15 protein-coding genes, 1 tRNA gene and 1 pseudogene are annotated in these 18884 nt (G+C 38.4%); 7 read left to right on the top strand and 10 right to left on the bottom strand.

What is annotated here, in order from left to right:
- Window positions 1–790: 790 nt before the first annotated feature.
- Together ACFIJ7_RS01875 and ACFIJ7_RS01880 are read left to right on the top strand one after the other, a co-directional pair.
- Window positions 791–1675: a MotA/TolQ/ExbB proton channel family protein gene (locus tag ACFIJ7_RS01875; protein ID WP_375644479.1), complete on the top strand. Its 885-nt coding sequence runs from the start codon at window positions 791–793 to the stop codon at window positions 1673–1675.
- The gene (locus ACFIJ7_RS01880; RefSeq protein ID WP_375644480.1) at window positions 1672–2253 is read left to right on the top strand and encodes a biopolymer transporter ExbD; all 582 of its coding nucleotides are present in this window, start codon (window positions 1672–1674) and stop codon (window positions 2251–2253) included. The genes ACFIJ7_RS01875 and ACFIJ7_RS01880 overlap by 4 nt, the downstream gene beginning before the upstream one ends.
- Window positions 2254–3089: 836 nt before the next feature.
- On the opposite strand, the pseudogene dut (ACFIJ7_RS01885) reads toward ACFIJ7_RS01880, so the two are convergent.
- The 3 genes and pseudogenes from dut (ACFIJ7_RS01885) to ACFIJ7_RS01895 form a co-directional block, all read right to left on the bottom strand.
- A pseudogene (dut, locus tag ACFIJ7_RS01885) lies at window positions 3090–3555 on the bottom strand (dUTP diphosphatase).
- Between the two features lie 181 nt (window positions 3556–3736).
- Window positions 3737–4267 (bottom strand): dUTP diphosphatase, encoded by a 531-nt coding sequence (gene dut, locus ACFIJ7_RS01890; RefSeq protein WP_375644481.1) that lies wholly within the window; start codon window positions 4265–4267, stop codon window positions 3737–3739.
- Window positions 4268–4512: 245 nt separating this feature from the next.
- Window positions 4513–5322, bottom strand: a complete 810-nt coding sequence (locus ACFIJ7_RS01895) for a VIT1/CCC1 transporter family protein (RefSeq protein WP_375635564.1) — start codon at window positions 5320–5322, stop codon at window positions 4513–4515.
- 1161 nt (window positions 5323–6483) lie between these two features.
- On the opposite strand from ACFIJ7_RS01895, the gene ACFIJ7_RS01900 reads away from it, so the two are divergent.
- Window positions 6484–6894 (top strand): hypothetical protein, encoded by a 411-nt coding sequence (locus tag ACFIJ7_RS01900; protein ID WP_375644482.1) that lies wholly within the window; start codon window positions 6484–6486, stop codon window positions 6892–6894.
- 762 nt (window positions 6895–7656) lie between these two features.
- Here ACFIJ7_RS01900 and ACFIJ7_RS01905 read toward each other — a convergent pair.
- Window positions 7657–8025 carry a hypothetical protein gene (locus tag ACFIJ7_RS01905; protein WP_375635567.1) on the bottom strand — a complete coding sequence of 123 codons (369 nt, stop codon included), beginning with the start codon at window positions 8023–8025 and terminating at the stop codon, window positions 7657–7659.
- A gap of 1271 nt (window positions 8026–9296) precedes the next feature.
- Window positions 9297–9821, bottom strand: coding sequence for a type II toxin-antitoxin system PemK/MazF family toxin (locus ACFIJ7_RS01910; protein ID WP_375635568.1), 525 nt, complete (start codon window positions 9819–9821; stop codon window positions 9297–9299).
- Window positions 9822–9982: 161 nt separating this feature from the next.
- Between ACFIJ7_RS01910 and ACFIJ7_RS01915 the strand changes: the two genes are divergently transcribed.
- A complete protein-coding gene (locus tag ACFIJ7_RS01915; protein ID WP_375644483.1) occupies window positions 9983–10120 on the top strand; it encodes a hypothetical protein in 138 nt (45 codons plus the stop codon).
- Here ACFIJ7_RS01915 and ACFIJ7_RS01920 read toward each other — a convergent pair.
- The gene (locus ACFIJ7_RS01920) at window positions 10117–10689 is read right to left on the bottom strand and encodes a disulfide bond formation protein B (RefSeq protein WP_015856908.1); all 573 of its coding nucleotides are present in this window, start codon (window positions 10687–10689) and stop codon (window positions 10117–10119) included. The genes ACFIJ7_RS01915 and ACFIJ7_RS01920 overlap by 4 nt on opposite strands.
- Before the next feature lie 12 nt (window positions 10690–10701).
- Window positions 10702–11307, bottom strand: a complete 606-nt coding sequence (locus tag ACFIJ7_RS01925; protein WP_015856907.1) for a YqaA family protein — start codon at window positions 11305–11307, stop codon at window positions 10702–10704.
- A gap of 221 nt (window positions 11308–11528) precedes the next feature.
- Here ACFIJ7_RS01925 and ACFIJ7_RS01930 point away from each other — a divergent pair.
- Window positions 11529–11613, top strand: a tRNA-Leu gene (locus ACFIJ7_RS01930).
- Window positions 11614–13015: 1402 nt separating this feature from the next.
- Here ACFIJ7_RS01930 and ACFIJ7_RS01935 read toward each other — a convergent pair.
- From ACFIJ7_RS01935 to fumC, 3 genes are all read right to left on the bottom strand, one after another.
- Window positions 13016–13906 carry an outer membrane protein gene (locus ACFIJ7_RS01935; RefSeq protein ID WP_375635570.1) on the bottom strand — a complete coding sequence of 297 codons (891 nt, stop codon included), beginning with the start codon at window positions 13904–13906 and terminating at the stop codon, window positions 13016–13018.
- Between the two features lie 982 nt (window positions 13907–14888).
- Window positions 14889–15020: a hypothetical protein gene (locus ACFIJ7_RS01940; protein ID WP_375635571.1), complete on the bottom strand. Its 132-nt coding sequence runs from the start codon at window positions 15018–15020 to the stop codon at window positions 14889–14891.
- A 319-nt stretch (window positions 15021–15339) separates the two neighbouring features.
- Entirely contained in the window at window positions 15340–16728 is a 1389-nt protein-coding gene (gene fumC / locus ACFIJ7_RS01945; RefSeq protein ID WP_375644484.1) for a class II fumarate hydratase, read from the bottom strand.
- Window positions 16729–16954: 226 nt separating this feature from the next.
- Between fumC and groES the strand changes: the two genes are divergently transcribed.
- Both groES and groL read left to right on the top strand, forming a co-directional pair.
- Window positions 16955–17251, top strand: a complete 297-nt coding sequence (gene groES / locus ACFIJ7_RS01950) for a co-chaperone GroES (protein ID WP_005774667.1) — start codon at window positions 16955–16957, stop codon at window positions 17249–17251.
- A gap of 58 nt (window positions 17252–17309) precedes the next feature.
- Window positions 17310–18884: chaperonin GroEL (groL, locus tag ACFIJ7_RS01955; RefSeq protein WP_375644485.1), on the top strand; the 1575-nt coding region annotated here is incomplete at its 3' end.

Here is an 18884-nt window from a genome sequence, read left to right on the forward strand (position 1 = left end):
TTATGCTTTTGCAGGAAGTTAGCACCATTCTTTAGTTTCTTGTGGCGCAGTTCTTATAATAGTTTTTTAAAAGCGTGTTGAGGCTTATTTTTTAGGTTTGTGACAGATAAAAAACATGGTTGTTGCGCTTTTGCGGCAGAAGTAATGTCATTTTTATGCTTTTGCAGAAGAACAAGAAAATAATATTGTTGTTCGTTGCTCTCTATGTATTTGGGGGCTAAACGAGCACTCCCATTATACTTGTGGTCAGTTTAAGATATTGCGATAGTTCTTTTTTAAAAATGTAAGGTATATTTTTATTTTGGGATAGGTGGTACTTCAGTGCACTGGTTGTTAGAGATGTGCATATCCTTTTCTTCAAGAGTTTTATGATATTTTTGCTGCTTATTCTCTGCAAGTAAATATTTTGTTGGGTTTAAAAGAGCTGCTGAAATGAGAGAAGCTTTGCGATATGAGGGATTCATTCAACAGAAACGATGATAAATTATTCTTATAAATTAAAATATTATATGCAATACTCCTTGCGAGTCTATCATTTTGCCAAATTTATGTAATAAATTGATTGGCTAAGATCAACTTGTTGAATTGTTAGAGACAAATTTCTTGAGTGATTTCTTTAGAATAAGAGAGAGCTTGTGGAATAAAACTATACTTGATTTATCAAGTTTTCTTTCTTAAGAGGAATGCGAAAATGACGTTAAAAGGGTAGTGGCATTGTGGAACAGCGATGCTGTGCGGGGTGACGATCCAGCTCATAAAAAAGATAAGACCATAAGAATGTGAGATAGAAATGGAATCTGAAACAGTACCTTTAGATAATATGTCTGCTGTATTGACAGCGCATGATTTTTCTCCTTTTTCTATGTTTATGGCTGCTGATTGGGTGGTGAAAGCCGTTATCATTATTTTGTTACTTGCTTCTCTTATGTCTTGGACAATTGCTTTTGTGAAAATTATTGAGATCACTTTGGCAAAACGAAGAGTACGTCATGAACTTCAATTGGTTCTTAATGCTCAGACTCTTACACGTTTGGCAGCTAGCTTGAAAGAAAGCAAAGGGGCTGGTGTGTTTTTTCTCAAAGAAGTCCTTAAAGAGGTGTATCTTTCTACACAACAGGTTCATTTTTCTGCTCCTGAAGGGATAAATAAAAGCTCTGGGGAAAGAACCGGTGCAAGGGAAAGTGCACAAACGCTTGAAGACATTCTCTTTTATGAGGAGAGCAATCAATATGAAGATGTTTCCCGCGATGTTCGCGATGTTAAGGTTCGCGATGTTCATGAAGGTTTAAAAGAAAGGGTTCATTCGCTTTTGTCACGCTGCTTGTTGGCTGCTACACGCCGTGTTGCATGTGGAAGCACTGTTCTTGCAACCATTGGCGCAATTGCTCCCTTTGTTGGTCTTTTTGCAACTGTTTGGGGCATTATGAATTCTTTTATTGGGATTGCTCAGTCTCAAACAACGCGACTTGATGTGGTTGCTCCTGGGATTGCTGAAGCCTTATTCGCAACAGCTATTGGGCTTTTTGTAGCTATTCCCGCCGTTGTTATGTATAATAGCTTCATGCGTGCTTTGAATGGTTATCGCAATGATTTAGGCGATATCGCTGCGGCTCTTGAAAGGCTCTTGAGCCGTGAACTTGATAGACAAAGACAACAGAAAAGTCATAAAAAATGAAAGCAAGCCTTAATAATGATTGGGATACAGATGAGAGTGGGTTGCAAAGCGAAATCAATGTGACCCCTTTTATTGATGTTGTATTGGTGTTGCTTATTGTTTTTATGGTTGCTGCACCTTTGGCAACATCTGTCATTCCCGTTCAGCTTCCTTCTATAACTCAAGTACCTTCAGTGGTTCAGTCTGATGAACCTCTTTATGTTACGTTGCAAAAAGATCGTTCTCTTTACATTGGTGATCATCTTGTAGAACAAGCAGCTTTGAGAGAAGCTTTGTTGAGGGAAACTACGCAAAATTTAGAGACAAAAATTTTAATCAAAGCTGATAGCGAAATTGATTATGGTGCTGTCATCGATTTATTAAATCAAATACGCATGGCTGGATATAATAAAATCGGTCTTGTAGGATTGCAAAACTCTACCAATCTTACCTCAAAAGGTGTGATCAATAATAAAACCACAGGGGTAGCGGACGCTACTGTCGATGGAGCGGGTGGTAACGTTGTGGGGCATGTGGATGCCGTAACAACGGGCACTGCGGTAAACGCTAATATTTCAGGAGCTGCTTCTGACCAGTGATAAAAAACAGCCTTTGTTGCAGGAAGCAAAGCATATTACTCAAAGTCGTAGAGTGAAATTGATGAGGGTTTTGTCGTGGATTTATTAAACCAAATACGCATGGGTTTGATATTACGCATGGGGTTCATATATTGAATCGGTTGTGTAGGATTAAGCTCTACTAATCTTGCCTCAAGAGGTACGATCAAGAAAAACAGCAGGAGTGGTTGTTGTGTGTCTTAATACATCTTAAAGCCTTTTTTGCGACGGTGTTTATAAATGGTATGACGGTAAAGCCCCCCGTAAAATAATAAAAAATCTATTGAACCTCACTATCTTTATGCTTAACAAAAGAGCAAGTGAGCACCATTATAGTATTTATATTTTCTCCCAATGTTGTGACAGTGCTGAGTACAAGTATTCATTATAGGTATTTTTCCAGTTTTTATCTACATGCCAGCCACATTTGGAACGTGAGAGACATGCTTTTGATTGATGTAATATAAATAGATTTGCAATGAAAAAATCTTACAGTATTGAGTTTTCTCATTTAAGTTGCAAGATAATTAATTATTATAAATCAATATGATGTATAGACTGTGGACATTACAAGCGGTATGTGGGCTCTCAATGATTAATGCCAATGTTTTTGTTATGGGGGAGGGGTGTTTGGTGATAACGAAGTTTTGTATAGCGCAAGAAACGTAATTGAGAGATGATTGTTTAGAGGTTCCGTTTAGTAAAAAACTTTGAGAGCAAATGCGCACTCCTTCTGCACTTTAAAAGCCCAAGGGGTTTTAAGTGAAAGAGTGGTTGCGAGTGTTATATTTTGAGAGTAGCGATTTTTTCAGAGCTTCTTAAGTATGCTCCGTTGAACCAAAACCTCCTGTTCCACGGCTCTCGTTATGGTTTTGGGTATTTTGCTCTGGTTCAATGGCACAAACATTGACTTGGGATACGGGGGCGATGACTGTTTGGGCAATGCGCATTCCCCGTTGGATAGAAAAGTCTTCTTGGCCTAAATTTATAAGAAGGACTTTGACTTCACTTTCGGATAATCACACTCAATCGTTCTTGGAGTGTTGAGGCATGTGATGGCGTGTTTTAAGGCTAAGTCAGAGTGTGGATGGATGCGTGCTTCAAGCCCCCCGTGATAAATGAAAAATGAGATCTGTTGGAATAAGTGCCCGCTGCCCAAGGGCAAGAACAAGCGTTTCTTCTTTACCAATTGCTGTTTGTAAATCCAAGACCGGCAGAACCAGCCGTTGCGTAGTGAGGAAGTTTCCTTGTCCCAAGCGCAAGACGCTGAAGGGATAAAGTCAGGGCATGTGAAGATTGAGAAGAGACAGAGGAAGAGTAAGGATGATTGTTTAGAGGTTCCGTTTAGTAAAAAACTTTGAAGGCACATGCACACTCCTTCTACACTTTAAAAGCCCAAAGGACTTCCAGTGAAAGAGTGGTTGCGAGTGTTATATTTTGAGAGTAGCGATTTTTTCAGAGCTTCTTAAGTATGCCCCGTTGAACCAAAACCTCCTGTTCCACGGCTCTCGTTATGGCTTTGGGTATTTTGCTCTGGTTCAATGGCGCAAACATTGACTTGGGATACGGGGGCGATGACTGTTTGGGCAATGCGCATTCCCCGTTGGATAGAAAAGTCTTCTTGTCCTAAATTGATAAGAAGGACTTTGACTTCACCACGGTAATCACTATCAATTGTTCCTGGAGTGTTGAGGCATGTGATGCCGTGTTTTAAGGCTAAGCCAGAGCGTGGACGTATTTGTGCTTCAAAACCTGGTTGAAGATGAAAGATCAGACCCGTTGGGATAAGGGCGCGTTGCCCCGGTGTGAGGACCACGGTTTCTTCTTCTCCAATTGCTGCACGTAGATCAAGACCCGCAGAACCAGCCGTTGCGTAGTGAGGAAGTTCTAAATCTTGTCCGTGTGCAAGACGCTGAACGGATAAAGTCTGGGCATGTGAAGGTTGAGAAGAGACAGGGTGATTGTTTAGAGGGGTGTTGGTTTCAGAGTGCGACATGATCAAGGTATTTCCAAAATATGAGGTCTAGAAAGAAATGGTACTTTAACAAAAGATATCCATAAAACCAAGTCGATAAAGGTTTGTTGATATAGGTTGTCCCCAGAGCTTGCTGATCTAGAATATTCCAAAACACCATCTGACACCATTAATGGTATTTTTCAATAATGGCATCATCAATGATGGCTTATACCTAAGGACATGCGCTTATTTGAGATCTAAATTATGTTTACAGATAAGATTTTTTAGATACTACCAATAAGAATACCCGTGGCAAAAACCAGAGCACCACCAATGATGACCTGTAAAGAGGCGCGCCAAAAGGGAGTTGACATGAATTTGTTTTGGATCCAGACGATTGCGCCTAGTTCGAAAAAAACAATGATAAATGCAATAACTGTCGCTACATAAAAAGAGTTGATCAAATAGGGAAGAGTATGGCCCAACCCCCCTAATGTTGTCATAATGCCGCTGGCAAGACCTCTTTTTAATGGCGAACCACGCCCTGATAATTTACCGTCATCGTGGGCTGCTTCTGTGAAACCCATCGAAAGTCCTGCACCAATAGAAGCTGAAAGCCCTATCAAAAAAGTTTGATGTGTGTCTCCTGTGGCAAAAGCTGCTGCAAAAATGGGGGCAAGGGTAGAGACAGAGCCATCCATTAATCCTGCAAGACCTGGTTGAATCCAAGTCAAAAGTGTTTGTCTTTGCGTTTTCGAAGGTTTTTTTACGGTGTTATTGGCCACTGTTGTTTTTTTAGAGGGATGGCTACTCTTGCTTTTTACAAGAGAAGTTCGGTCACATAATGAACCGATAGTGTTTGCACGATTATGGCAAGTAAGGCACAAAAGTTCCTTATAATTTTCAAGCTCTTGAAGCCCCATGGCGGTAAAAACCGCCGCTTCCTTAGAGGAATAAGATTCTAGAGCTTTTGCATATTTCAAATAGAGCGCTGCATGCTGCTCTTTTACTTTGAGCGCTTGAAGCATCATTTTTTGTGCTGAACGAAAGAACAGAGCTTTACGTTGTACAAATGAAAAAAACGATCTCAACATTTTCTGTCCCTCTGCACTTTAGAATAGTTCTAAACCATAAGAAAAATAAACCAAAAGTCAATCTAAAAGTTAAAAACTGAAAAATTGCAAAAAGGTTGCACTGAGAAAAAAGAGTGCTGGGAAGTCAAGAAAGCAAAGGAGATTTATCAAGAAGTATGGTCACATGAAAGAAATGATTGCGTGAAAAAATTAAGAGACAATGTGCTTTATTTTGCTAAAGGGGCGTTTGAATGAAGTGTTTCAATGTATTGATGCTCGAGAATGTAGGGAAAGAAATAGGCTTGGCGTCATCATTCATTTTATGCGTTCAAAAGACTGTAACAGCTCTTGGAATTTGAGATGATTCTTTTAAAGGAGACCTTTTTCAAGGGACAAAAGCCCATTTCGCGAGGGGACCCCTGTGAAGAGTATAGAAGGGTAGAGCGACAAAATTTCCATGAAATAATATAAACTCTATTGAGTCTTCTTAATCTTTACGCTTCATAAAAGAGCAAGCCGGCATCATCATACACCTTAGCTCCCAGTGTTGCGACAATCTTTAGCACGGTTTATTATGGGTATGGCATTTTATTGTACAGTTTTACGCCACTCATTCTGCTTGTGGAGGTGTAAGCCAGTATTCTTATGATATTTACGCGCATTTAGCGTTGTTACAGCTTTTGCATTTAGGTGGATTTGTTAGCGTGTAACGAATTATCTTTTGTGCTGCAATTTCAGGGGCAGGTTTAAGGGGGGGAGTGCATACAGGTTTAGGGGGGGGAGTGCATAAATGAGAGAGACATTATCATATCAAATTGTTTGATCACGCATAAAAATTTATGCTTTATGAAGGGGCATTTATCGCCTTGTAACTTGCCTGATATCTTGCATGAAAGCCCAAAGTTCAGTAGGTTTCCTCTCACTTCAAAACTTCTTATATTGAAGCAATTCAAATCATTTTCTTGTGTATCACAAGGAAGGGTGTGGTTGTGGGATTATTAAAAAGTGTGATAAGTGCGCAATGTGAGGGGAGTATAATCTCTGTGTAGTGAAGGAGAGAAGCGAGTACCGTTTGATAAAATTGCTTTGTTCCGAGCTGTTTATAGTGACATAGTAAGAGAAGCAAAAGAGGGAAAATTAAGGGTAGAATGGTACTATCTTAGTGGTTTTCGGGTGGGGCATTTGAACGATCCTATTGCTGAATATTCTTCTGTTTCCCTAGATGATTTGAGGAAATGGCTTTTATTGCGTGGTAAGAGACCTAAAGTTTTTTTCCCTGAGGATGATTCTCGTGACGTTAAGGATCAAAAATATGCGTTTCAAGATCCAACGCATCCACGTTATGCTCCAAAGCTTGCTGCTATTGTTGCGGCATGGGAAGCGGTGAGTGAGGTTGAGGGTGGTAAAACTGTTAAAGGAACGCTTGCAAAATGGTTGCAACAGAATGCTGATCAATATGATTTACACAATAAGAAAAATGGTAAGTTAAAAAAGGATGTTATTGAGGAATTAGCGGCTGTTGCGAATTGGGAACCTACCGGAGGGGCGCCTAAGACACCTGCCAGCTCTCTTTTATCAAAAGAAAAAAAATAAAAAGATCACTAAAATTGTGCTGTTTTTTTGATAATTTTGAAGATAATCTCTTTTTCTGGGGGAGATTTTTACTTTTCTTCCCTAGATTATAAGTAATTGTTTTTCAATGAAAATAATTTTTATAGTGTTCCTCTGACTGTTCAGGCGGGGGAAAATAGACATTTTGGGGCAGTAAAATTTACCCTGTAGTTTTCGTAACTTACCTCTCTATTTTTGTTTGATTTTTTTAGTCATTTTTAAAATCCGTTGTCAATTTAAGGAGAGCAACATGATTAAAGTTAATCTTTTTTTTACTATGCGTAAAAGTGTGAAAATTTTTCGGGGAAATGTACGGATATTTGGCAATGTGTTGCGGATGAGGTGGTACATAAATCGTTTAGAATAGGCGTATTATCGTGTTGGTTAAAGTTTGAATGATTGCTGTTATTCAAATAGTCGAAGTTGAGCGTTGTTACAGCTTTTGCATTTAGGTGGATTTTTTAGCGTGTAACGAATTATCTTTTGTGCTGCAATTTCAGGGGTAGGTTTAAGGGTGGGGGTGCATAAATGAGAGAGAGATATTATCATATCAAACAGTGTTCAATTTATCGCATTGCATTTGTGTGAATATAGCTGATCAAATTTTATTTATCATGTAGAGTGGGGAAAAGTTAACAATATTAATTGAATATAAAAAAACATAAACTGTAATCTGAATTACAGTTTATGTTATTAAGTATTAAATAAGCTTACTGTTTAAACTGTATTTAAGTAAAACGTTGTTTAAACGAGCATCCACGCACTGTCTGCAAAAGCATCAAATGCTTTTTGACCCGGTGTACGATAGGGAGCCCGCTTTTTAGAAAACAACCATGAAAAATACGCAATAAGACCCCAAAGTGCTGGTGCAAGTCCCATCATAACTCCTACCTTTACAACACCTTTTTTAAAATCTTGTTCAGTGCTTTGTGTTGAAATATGATCCATAATCATATCAATAGCTTTAACAACTTTATTTTCTTTTGACACTGTAGAAGCAAAACTAGAACCTTGAGAATGACTATTCAAATAATAAGCATTAGCTTCCAAAACCTGTGAAAAGAAAAAGGCTATTGTAACAATATATAACGCGATTTTTTGAAATATTTTCATTATAATGATCCAAATTTAAAAGATTTAATCAAAAAAGTTTTTTCATTACACTCTTTAAACAAAACAAAAAAAGCACCGTGGCATCCTATGATGCATAATTTCATTATGTGTTTAATGTGCTGTTAATACAAAGTGTTTAATTGCACATTTTGTATTATATTTTTATGTAATTTCCATAGTTTATTGATTCTGTCAACTTTTCAATTTTAGTTTTTAACTTAAATTATAAGCTGTAGTTTTTTTGTTAATTTAGAAATAAGTTTAAATTATATTATTGTTTTTATTGTATTTATTGTATCATCTGTTTTGGTAAGTCGTAAACGCAATTCTATATTATTAACGGAGATATTTTTAATATACAAAATGTTTTTTAAATAAACAAAATGTAGTTTTATTGTGGTGTAAATGACATATGTTCTGTATGAATTTTTCAAATTTCATAGTATTTTATAAAAATGCTATGGATTATTGATGCAATTTTTAATATATATTGCGGTGTGAAGTAATCGTTTTTTGTTATATCATAAAAACACTATTTTGCGGTGGGGTGATGTAAGTTCTGTGTTTAGCGTTATCGTTATCAATCGGTTATCATATGGTAAGTAAACTAATATTATTCAGATTATATAAGCATTATTAGCTCTCTTTACAGAAATAGATGCGTTCAAAGATGAATGGAGTATTCTGTGTAGTCTTAAAGCGTTTGAATCATTAAATGCTCTTTATTTTTCTTTTCAAAAATGCTGGCTTTTTCATCCGCTTCATCCGTATTGAGGGACGTAAATAAACAAGTTGTGAGGTCGAATATCTTTTGGTAAATTGAGCGATTGAACACTTCAAGAGCGCGAAGAACAAGGGATTATTTGTTATGCCAAATTATGAAATTTTTTTCAATCTTGGAAAGATATTCCCATTGTGGCAAATCATATAAAGTTTAAGCAACGGCAGCACGGTTTTTTGTGCAATGAAATGATAAATATGTACAACATCACGGTAATCTCCGTGGGAAACTTTACCGGATCAACAGTACGGATAGTGTTTTCTGCTTACCCCAAATCGCAGATATTTCAAAACAACAACGGTGGAGAATGAATGTTGGATATGTTCTAGGGAAGGTTGCAAAAAATGGCTAAAAAGTTCTCAAAAAAAATACCAAAAATGACGAAAGGAGCGGTTGCCCACTCCTTCGTTCCTATCTCCCCTTTCGGGGAAGCGGCCACCATTACTGATGCCGTATATGGTGATACATATACGCTTATTTTTTTCAAAAGTCAATAGTGTAAATGCGGTAAATGTTTGAGCATCAGAGCTACAACTTTATGAAAATCTTCGCTGGATAATCTTGGAACAGTACGTGAGCAACTTAAACGACTTACAGAAACTGTTGTGACATAATTGCAGATAATCCATGCTTTTTTATTTTCTATGGGAGATTGTATTGGATACGCAGCGGGATTATTGGGTTGTGATTTCGTTGAAAAAGGTAAAACTGTCACATTTCCATATAATTTTGCATTCTTAGAAAGCACTAAAACAGGCCGCTTTTTCCAAAATTCAGGGAGTATCGAATCATGAGGAAAATCGCACCAAAAAACTTGTCTGATGCGTGGTGCCGATTTGATTCGTGGTTTTATGTGAGGTGGTTTTTTGTAAGGAGCATTTAAATCTCTTTCTCTTATATGCTCGCGCCATGCATTATAATCATGTTCCATCATAACACATGGTTCTTCAAGTTTGGTTATATCTAAGGAAATAGGTGATAGGGTAGAAGGCGCTGTGTTCTTATCTTCAGCCATAGCAGACCATTTATATTTATCGGTCCCCTCACTTATTATTTTACGGCTTTTCTATCACGAGTTTTTATCAAAATGTTGCTCATAAGTACAGAGAGGTGAAACCATAAAATGGATATATCTGCTTATTTTTGTCTTTTGCGTACAACGCTAGAGGAGGGATATTGGTGATAGGTGGGTTGTTGGGTTGGTTTGGCGGTGGGTGGTTTTGGGTGGTGATTGGTGACTGGAGGGTTGTTGGTTTAGGGGGAAGCGATTGGAGAGAACGAGTGCACGCGGCTTCATTTCTATTTTATGGTTAGAGTTTCTTATTGCTTGAAAGGAGTCCTTTTGAGGCAACATAAAAACTGATAAGCATGTAAAATAGACTAGCAACGACATTCCAGCCGGCAAATGAAAGAAAAAGAAAGCGTGCGGATGCTTCAGAACAAGAAGGGGGATGAATGTTGTTTAATTGGTTAAGAAGCTGGTTAATGTCTGAGGTTTTTCTCACTGCGCTTAAACCACAACTGAGGGGGGCTGCCCAAAAGCCATATTCAACACCTGCATGATAAATGGCTAAAACAAGGCTTATACACATTAAGACAAAAACACACAAAAATAAAAGTTGTATCCAAGCAGACATGCGAAAAAAACATGCCCCAAAACCTGCTAAGAGCAAAAAGGGTATGGCACCATAATAGGGAAAACGCTCTATGAGACACAAATCGCAAGGAAGATACCCTCCAAAATATTCAAAACCAAGGGCAAGACCTATTGTAGCGGACAAGCAAAAAGCGAGAAAAAAAGCCCATAAACTTTGTTCTTTTCTGCTGGGTTCAAGATGAAGGTGCTTGTATAAAAGTGGGTGAGAAGACAAAACGCACGCCATTAAGTCTGTTCCTTATAAAAGCTTTTTGTTTAAAAAAGCTATGAAAATCCCATAAATTAAAACGAGACTAACACAACCAATGAGAATAATCCATTTGAAATTCTGTACTAGAAAATTCATTGCTTTTTGCCCAAAATGTTTAATCAGCCACGCGAGAAGATAAAAACGAGCGCCTCTAGAAAAAATACAAATAAGAATGAAAAGTTCAAGACGTACACTCATTACACCGGCCAAAATTGTGACAATTTTGATGGGGGGAAGATGAAAAAAACCTGATGTTATCAGTAAAATGACTAGAAATTGCAGGGTTGCACTATTTTTCAGAGATTCAAAACTTTCAACCTTACCATAAATTTCTAAAATGGGTTTGGCAAGAGTATCATAGGCAAAATGTCCGATAAACCAACCGGCAATGCCTCCTAATACAGAACAGATAGTCGCAATCAAAGCATAGCGATAAACTCGCTTTTGATGGATAAGCAGCATCGGAATATATAAAACATCTATGGGAATTGGAAAAACAGAACTTTCAATAAAGGCAATGAAACCAAGCCAGTGTGGTGCAGTACGCCGATTTGCCAAAGAAATCGTCCAAAGCTTTAATTTGTTTAATATCATGAGGCTTTCTATAAATTTAAGAGGTAAAGACTTTACAAATGAGATTGTTATAAATCCGGTAGAGAAATCCAATAAAGAAAATATTTCATAAAACAGATAAGAAAATGATATGAATTCTTAAAAAATGAGAAGTCTGCTGTTGACGAATCTGTGCTTCTTCATATAGTGCAAAGGAATAATCGACAAGTCTGTATTTTAAGTACTGTCTTTTGTAGCAATGTGCGGGTGTGGTGGAACTGGTAGACGCGCCAGACTCAAAATCTGGTTCCGAGAGGAGTGTCGGTTCGAGTCCGACCACCCGCACCATCTCATAGAGATTTTCCTTTATCCTGTTATGGCGTATCATGTTAATTTATAAAACATGTGGGATTTATAAATAGTGTTCACTGTTTTGCATGTTGAATGAAAAACCTCGAATACCATAGGATTCTTTCATTTTAAGTTTGTTTATTTTAAGTTTATTTATAGTAAATTAACCGAAATCATGTCTTTTGTACATTGCAAGCTAGATGCGCTATTGTGGAATGAAATTTTACAAAATGTGGAATGAAATTTTACAAAAAATGAATAAAAATGCCTCTTAATAAACCGTTTCAAGGGCATCATTGGGGGGTAGGAGTATATGATGGATGGTGCCAGCTTGCACTTTTATCTTGCACTTTTATGAAGTGTAAAGATGATGCTCTATAGATTTTATATTCTTGTGGGCGTTATTGCAAAATGGGCGTCAGGGTTTTGAGAGATGTTTCTTGAAAACACGCATGTGAATTACCAACCCAAGTGTCTTGGATTTGAGTGTGTTTGGGATTTGAGTGTGTTTGGGATTTGAGTGTGTTTGGTTTGGAGCGCTGTCGTATGACATGAGGGGCGTGATCCAAAAAAGTCCCGTGAGAAACACAAGCATGAGGCAATGCGTAAACTCCTTTCTTTAAAAGACAGAGCTGTAGAGGCCTAAAAGATAGTGCTTTAGAGGCTTTGAAAGTCGTAAAACCGAAGTAAAAAGAAATAGTAAGGTTGGAAATTGGTTTTTGCCTTGACAACTTCATATTCTCCCCAAATGAAGCTGTCTCCCCGTTACAGAAATTACATAAACAGAGAACCGCAATATCCTCTCTCTACTCTGGTATACAATAGCTGTAAACACTGTCATTTGAAGTGTGGTCATATAGGGTCTGTAAACTTCCTTGAAACGTTACAGTAATTTTTTTTCAGTGTGTGTTGGATATTCTTAAGAGTGTTTGTTTTACTTTAGGTTTAAGGGCATTCCATGGGGAGGCGCCAAGAGGAGCCTGCCCCAAGAGTCCCCAAGAGTTGTTGTGTTTTTACAAACGGACATGATTTTAGAAATGGGTTTTAGAATCTTGATCCTTTGAGAGTGGGGAGGCAAGTCAACATCATCCTATAAAACTGCAATTGATGCACAATATCCATAGTTCTTTTAAAGAAACATCTCTTAATAACTGCTCTCATTTATTTTACGATGGTAGCCAGTGGTATGATGGTAAAGCTTTTATATTCTAAATGTATACATGAAAGGGGGAGAGGATAGGAGCTTGCTTTAAAAGAGGGAGAGGCTTTATTGTTTTGTGACGATTTGTTTACAGTTTAGTCTTGGTTTTTAGAATCTGCGTCTTTTTAGGAGGAAAAGAGGCATAAAAAAAACCCCGTTTTAACAGGGTTTTTTAAGAGTTCAATTTTTCTACAAAACTTAGAATTTATAAGCGATACCAAAGCGAACATCATGCGTTTGAGAAGAGATTTCAAGGTTATCGTCTGCAAATTTCTTTTTCAAAAAATCTGAATAACGATATTCTGTACGCATGATGATATTATCTGTCATTGCAAGATCAAAACCACCACCAATAGTGTAACCAAACATTGTTTTTGTTTTATCTAACACATCGCCAGAAGCAAAAACTGTCGAATCTTCTTGTGATTTTGATAAAAGTGACATGATATATTGCATTTGTGTATAGGCTATACCCCCTGCAACATAAGGCATAAGACGATGGGAAGCAAAACCAATACGCGCGCGTGCAGCACCAGACCATTTTTCTTTCAATGTTACACTGCTGACAACAATGTCACCATAGTTGGGTATCGTTTCATCCTGAGCTGCAGGTTTTACGATAGGAATCCCAGCTTCTTTAAAGGCAATGTTAATAGAGTCTAATTCATCTAGAATTTTCTTTCCATTGTCTGTTTGGGTGCTTTTCCTCCCAGACCAGACTATGTCCGTATCAAAACCGAAAACAAGGTTCTCTCCCAGATCAATATTAGAACCTGCATACAAACCTGCTCTCAATCCTGATGGTTTCGGTGATAAATCTCTATCAACCCAAGCCCATTTTCCGTCCCTGGCTTCTTTTGCGTAATCTAGAGTATTTTTACTGGAAAAATATCCAATTTGTCCTCCAAAATAAAAACCAGACCAAGAAAAAGGCGCAGAAACAGTAACCGGTGTGATACGTGACGATGAATCATTTTGCAATGAAACCTTCGGTTTTGATTGCTCAAAGATTACCGTATCTGCTGCTTGCGCTGTTGAAGTGGTAATGAAAGTGAAAATAGATAGTGCGATTAAATATTTTGTTTTCATAAAAACATCCCCAATTCATTTCGGATACAAATCGTATTATATACAAATTGGTTAAAAAAATCTATAGTTAATATCATTATGAAAACTAAAATACGTATAAAATCTATAATTAACCATATTAAAGTGTTTTTAAAACTTGTTTTCGTGCTATTATTCCGCGTTTTTCTTAATTTTTCAGGGTTTGTATATATTCCTTCAGTGTTTTCTATGTTTTAGAAAAAAATATAGTATAGTAAATAAGATTTTAATTTTTTAAAGAACCATTATTATATATATATTAAAAACACTCTTTGTTGTTAAGTTTTAAATATATTGTCTATAATGATTGATATCATTGTGCTTAATATTCAATTGATCGTAAAAAATACATATTGGCACCATCACATTCTTTGCTCGTTTCTGATATTGCGTAGCTTTGTATTGCGATAGCCTTTTGAGCACTTGAGAGGATGAGCGACTTTATTTCTTTATTTCTTTTTTTATCTATATGCCACTTTTGCTTATAACAATCCAAGCGAATAGTTTTGATTGATTGAATGGGATATGAAGAATAAGAAGGAGCAAAGTGCGAGAATCTGATGTTTCATGAGGTTTCTCATGCACCATGTAAAACGATAAATTCTTCTTTTCGTTCGCTTAAAGCCGGAACGTGGATGAGAGCCTAAAAACTGAATGTCGTTGGCAATTTTAAAGAGATTAGCGCGTGCACTCAGGTTTTTGTGGAAATGGGTGAGGGCGTCATGATGGGTAAATGCTCCAAAATTTTTTGCGAACTGTCAAGGATATCCCTGTCAGAGAGCTGATTGTTTCAGTAAAGGCCAAAACCTTTCGGTGCATTGAGTTTTTTCCAACAGCTGTTCCTCTATTGAGCACTTCTATCTTCACGCTTCATAAAGGAGACATTTCTCAATGCTCCCAAACCCATTTCATGGCGGTGGCTCGTGAATGGTATAAAGATAAAGCCATTGAGCCCCCCTTATCTTTACGCTTCATAAAGAATCAAGCCGGTACGATCATTATATTTACCAGCTCGTGGGTGTTGTGACAGCCCTCTCCACAATGTTGTGACAGTTCTTGGCACTTGAGGCGGTTCGTTAGAGGCGTTTTTAGTCATTTCTTATTTTATACAACTTCTATCCATACATTTATCCCGCTTGTGATGTGGAAGTAAGTGATTTTGATTGATTTAACATGGGACAGATTTAAAATGAGAAAATCCTACGGTATTCAGGATTCTCATTCAATATGAATGACGCGAGATTATCATTATAGATAAATACATTATCTCATTGAGACAAGAGCAGAAATATGGACCAGAGCCTAAAATGAACGCTGTGGATAATCGTTATCGGTCATCGTCGGGGTGTAAACACCCCGATCTTTTGACAGAAAGATTTGTTTTAAGACGTTTGCATCTTTTTTTAGTGAGTTGTTTATTGGGGAGAAATCATCTTTTTGGGATCAACCAGCCGGTCATAATCAGCTCCAGAAACGCCAGCTTTTATTGCTTCTGCGCGCAAAGTTGTATCATTTTTATGCGCTGCTTTGGCAATTTCAGCAGCTTTTTCATAGCCAATTTCTGGTGCAAGAGCTGTGACTAACATGAGTGAGCGCTCCATGAGCGAGTGAATATGAATGCGATTGGCTCGTAATCCTTGAATGCAATGTTCATCAAAAGAGCGCATGCAATCACCAAGAAGGGTAATTGATTGTAAAACGTTATAGCCAATAACAGGTTTATAAACGTTGAGTTCAAAATGTCCTTGGCTTGCGGCAAAGGTTACGCTGGTGTGATTGCCAAAAACTTGGCATGCGACCATGGTTAAGGCTTCACATTGCGTGGGATTAACTTTGCCTGGCATGATGGAAGATCCGGGTTCATTTTCGGGAAGACTGAGTTCCCCTAAACCTGAACGTGGTCCTGAGCCCAAAAATCGAATGTCATTAGCAATTTTAAACAGATCAGCAGCTAAGGCATTCAAGCTCCCATGGAAATGCGCAAGGGCTCCATGATGGGCGAGTGCTTCAAATTTATTGCTGGCAGTTTGAAACGTTATTCCTGTGAAAGCGCTCACTGTTTGCGCAAAAGCAATGTCAAAACCTTTTGGCGCATTTAGTCCTGTGCCAACAGCCGTGCCACCTTGAGCAAGCATGTGAACATCGGTTAGAGCATTTTCAATGCGCTGAAGATTGGCTTCTAATGCGGCACGATAGCCTGAAAATTCTTGTCCTAAGGTTAAAGGCGTTGCATCTTGGGTATGGGTGCGGCCGATTTTAATGATGTCTGCAAATTCTTGCTCTTTTTGTTTTAGTGTAGCAATAAGAGCTTCAAGGATTGGCAGTAAGTGTTGGCGTGTTTGCAACGTGGTGGCAATGTGAAGCGCTGTGGGAAAGGAATCGTTCGATGATTGACTCATATTGACATGGTCATTGGGATGAACTGGTTTTTTGCTTCCAAGTTTTCCTCCCAAAATCTTACTGGCACGATTAGCAATGACTTCATTGACATTCATATTGCTTTGTGTGCCAGAACCTGTTTGCCAGACGGAGAGTGGGAAATGCGTATCAAAATCGCCGGCAAGCACTTCATCGGCGGCGGCAATAATTGCTTTTCCAATATTTGCTGGTAGTTTTCCTTTGTCCATATTTACAACAGCTGCAGCTTTTTTGATAAGGGCTAAGGCATAGATGATGGCAAGAGGCTGCTTTTCACTGCCAATATTAAAATTATGCAGTGAACGTTCAGTTTGTGCTCCCCAATAACGATCTTGACGTACCGAAATCGTTCCAAAGCTATCCGTTTCCTGACGTGTTTCAACCATGATAAGATCCTTTTTTGTTCACGGGTTCTTAAAAAAGCTAAATAACGCGAAAGTGCAATGAGAGGCAAGACTTTGAAGCTTCATTTAGAGAAATTATTTTATGGCTATTCTTGACATTAAGAGATGCAGATTTTATATCTAACTTATACTAGCACTCTCAAGCTATGAGTGCTAGCAAGAACTTTTAAGATTAATGCAATTATGTTCAGTTTTAAGGATTTAAAACATGGCTAATATACAATTCCGCCCACTTCACGACCGTGTCGTTGTCCGTCGGGTTGAATCTGAAAATAAAACGGCTGGTGGGATTATCATCCCTGATACAGCAAAAGAAAAACCTCAAGAAGGCGAAGTGATTGCTGTTGGCAATGGCGCTCTCGATGATAACGGAAAGCGTGTGCCTTTAGAAGTCAAAACAGGAGACCGTATCCTCTTTGGAAAATGGTCTGGAACTGAAGTCAAGATTAATGGGGAAGACCTCCTCATCATGAAAGAATCTGACATTATGGGAATTATGGGCTAATTGAAGCGCTTAACTTTTCATTGTGTACTATTTTGAGAAAACTCCAAGGAGAAATTAAATGGCTGCTAAAGAAGTCAAATTTGGCCGTGAAGCGCGTGAGCGTTTGTTGCGCGGTGTCGACATCCTTGCTAATGCTGTTAAGGTGACACTCGGCCCTAAAGGTCGTAATGTGGTGATTGATAAATCATTCGGTGCGCCTCGCATCACAAAAGATGGTGTATCCGTTGCAAAGGAAATTGAACTTGAAGATAAGTTCGAAAATATGGGTGCACAAATGTTGCGCGAAGTTGCTTCTAAAACCAATGATATCGCTGGTGATGGAACAACAACAGCAACTGTTTTAGGACAAGCTATTGTGCAAGAAGGCGTTAAAGCTGTTGCTGCTGGCATGAACCCAATGGATCTTAAACGCGGGATTGATGCTGCTGTGGATGAAGTGGTGGCAAACCTCTTCAAAAAAGCAAAAAAAATCCAAACTTCAGCAGAAATTGCACAAGTAGGAACTATTTCTGCTAATGGTGCTGCTGAAATCGGTAAAATGATCGCTGATGCTATGGAAAAAGTGGGCAATGAAGGCGTCATTACCGTAGAAGAAGCTAAAACTGCTGAAACGGAATTAGAAGTCGTTGAAGGAATGCAATTTGACCGTGGGTATCTTTCCCCTTATTTTGTCACAAATGCTGAGAAAATGGTCGCTGATCTTGATGATCCTTACATTCTCATTCACGAAAAGAAATTGTCTAATCTACAATCTCTTCTTCCAGTGCTTGAAGCTGTTGTGCAATCTGGAAAACCACTTCTCATTATCGCTGAAGATGTGGAAGGTGAAGCTTTGGCAACACTCGTGGTCAACAAGTTGCGTGGTGGTTTGAAAATTGCTGCTGTAAAAGCACCTGGATTTGGTGATCGCCGTAAAGCAATGTTAGAGGATATCGCAATCTTGACATCCGGACAGGTTATTTCTGAAGATGTGGGCATTAAACTTGAAAATGTCACTTTGGATATGCTTGGACGTGCAAAGAAAGTGAACATTTCTAAAGAAAACACCACCATTATTGATGGTGCTGGACAAAAGTCTGAAATTACTGCTCGCGTCAATCAAATCAAGGCTCAGATCGAAGAAACAACTTCTGACTATGACCGTGAGAAATTGCAAGAAAGACTTGCTAAACTCGCTGGTGGTGTTGCTGTTATCCGCGTGGGTGGTGCAACAGAAGTTGAAGTGAAAGAAAAGAAAGACCGTGTTGATGATGCTTTGAATGCAACACGTGCTGCTGTTGAAGAAGGTATTGTTGCTGGTGGTGGTACCGCATTGTTGCGTGCAGCAAATGCGTTGACCGTTAAAGGAAGCAATCCTGACCAAGAAGCAGGTATTCATATCGTTCGTCGTGCTCTTCAAGCGCCAGCACGTCAAATCGCAACCAATGCCGGTGAAGAAGCCGCTATTATTGTGGGCAAAGTGCTGGAAAATAATGCTGACACTTATGGTTACAATACTGCCACGGGTGAATTTGGTGATTTGATTGCTTTGGGAATTGTTGATCCAGTGAAAGTTGTGCGTTCTGCTCTCCAGAATGCGGCTTCAATTGCTAGCCTTCTGATTACAACAGAAGCAATGGTTGCTGAAGTTCCA

Source organism: Bartonella sp. MR100HLJHH (assembly GCF_042194215.1).
GTDB classification, from domain to species: domain Bacteria; phylum Pseudomonadota; class Alphaproteobacteria; order Rhizobiales; family Rhizobiaceae; genus Bartonella; species Bartonella grahamii.

Bases quoted from the DNA above. Each gene is read 5' to 3' on its own strand.
- ACFIJ7_RS01875 (WP_375644479.1), top strand. From the start codon at position 791: ATGGAATCTGAAACAGTACCTTTAGATAATATGTCTGCTGTATTGACA.
- ACFIJ7_RS01880 (WP_375644480.1), top strand. From the start codon at position 1,672: ATGAAAGCAAGCCTTAATAATGATTGGGATACAGATGAGAGTGGGTTG.
- dut (WP_375644481.1), bottom strand. From the start codon at position 4,267: ATGTCGCACTCTGAAACCAACACCCCTCTAAACAATCACCCTGTCTCT.
- ACFIJ7_RS01895 (WP_375635564.1), bottom strand. From the start codon at position 5,322: ATGTTGAGATCGTTTTTTTCATTTGTACAACGTAAAGCTCTGTTCTTT.
- ACFIJ7_RS01905 (WP_375635567.1), bottom strand. From the start codon at position 8,025: ATGAAAATATTTCAAAAAATCGCGTTATATATTGTTACAATAGCCTTT.
- ACFIJ7_RS01910 (WP_375635568.1), bottom strand. From the start codon at position 9,821: ATGGCTGAAGATAAGAACACAGCGCCTTCTACCCTATCACCTATTTCC.
- ACFIJ7_RS01920 (WP_015856908.1), bottom strand. From the start codon at position 10,689: ATGGCGTGCGTTTTGTCTTCTCACCCACTTTTATACAAGCACCTTCAT.
- ACFIJ7_RS01925 (WP_015856907.1), bottom strand. From the start codon at position 11,307: ATGATATTAAACAAATTAAAGCTTTGGACGATTTCTTTGGCAAATCGG.
- ACFIJ7_RS01935 (WP_375635570.1), bottom strand. From the start codon at position 13,906: ATGAAAACAAAATATTTAATCGCACTATCTATTTTCACTTTCATTACC.
- ACFIJ7_RS01940 (WP_375635571.1), bottom strand. From the start codon at position 15,020: ATGACTAAAAACGCCTCTAACGAACCGCCTCAAGTGCCAAGAACTGTC.
- fumC (WP_375644484.1), bottom strand. From the start codon at position 16,728: ATGGTTGAAACACGTCAGGAAACGGATAGCTTTGGAACGATTTCGGTA.
- groES (WP_005774667.1), top strand. From the start codon at position 16,955: ATGGCTAATATACAATTCCGCCCACTTCACGACCGTGTCGTTGTCCGT.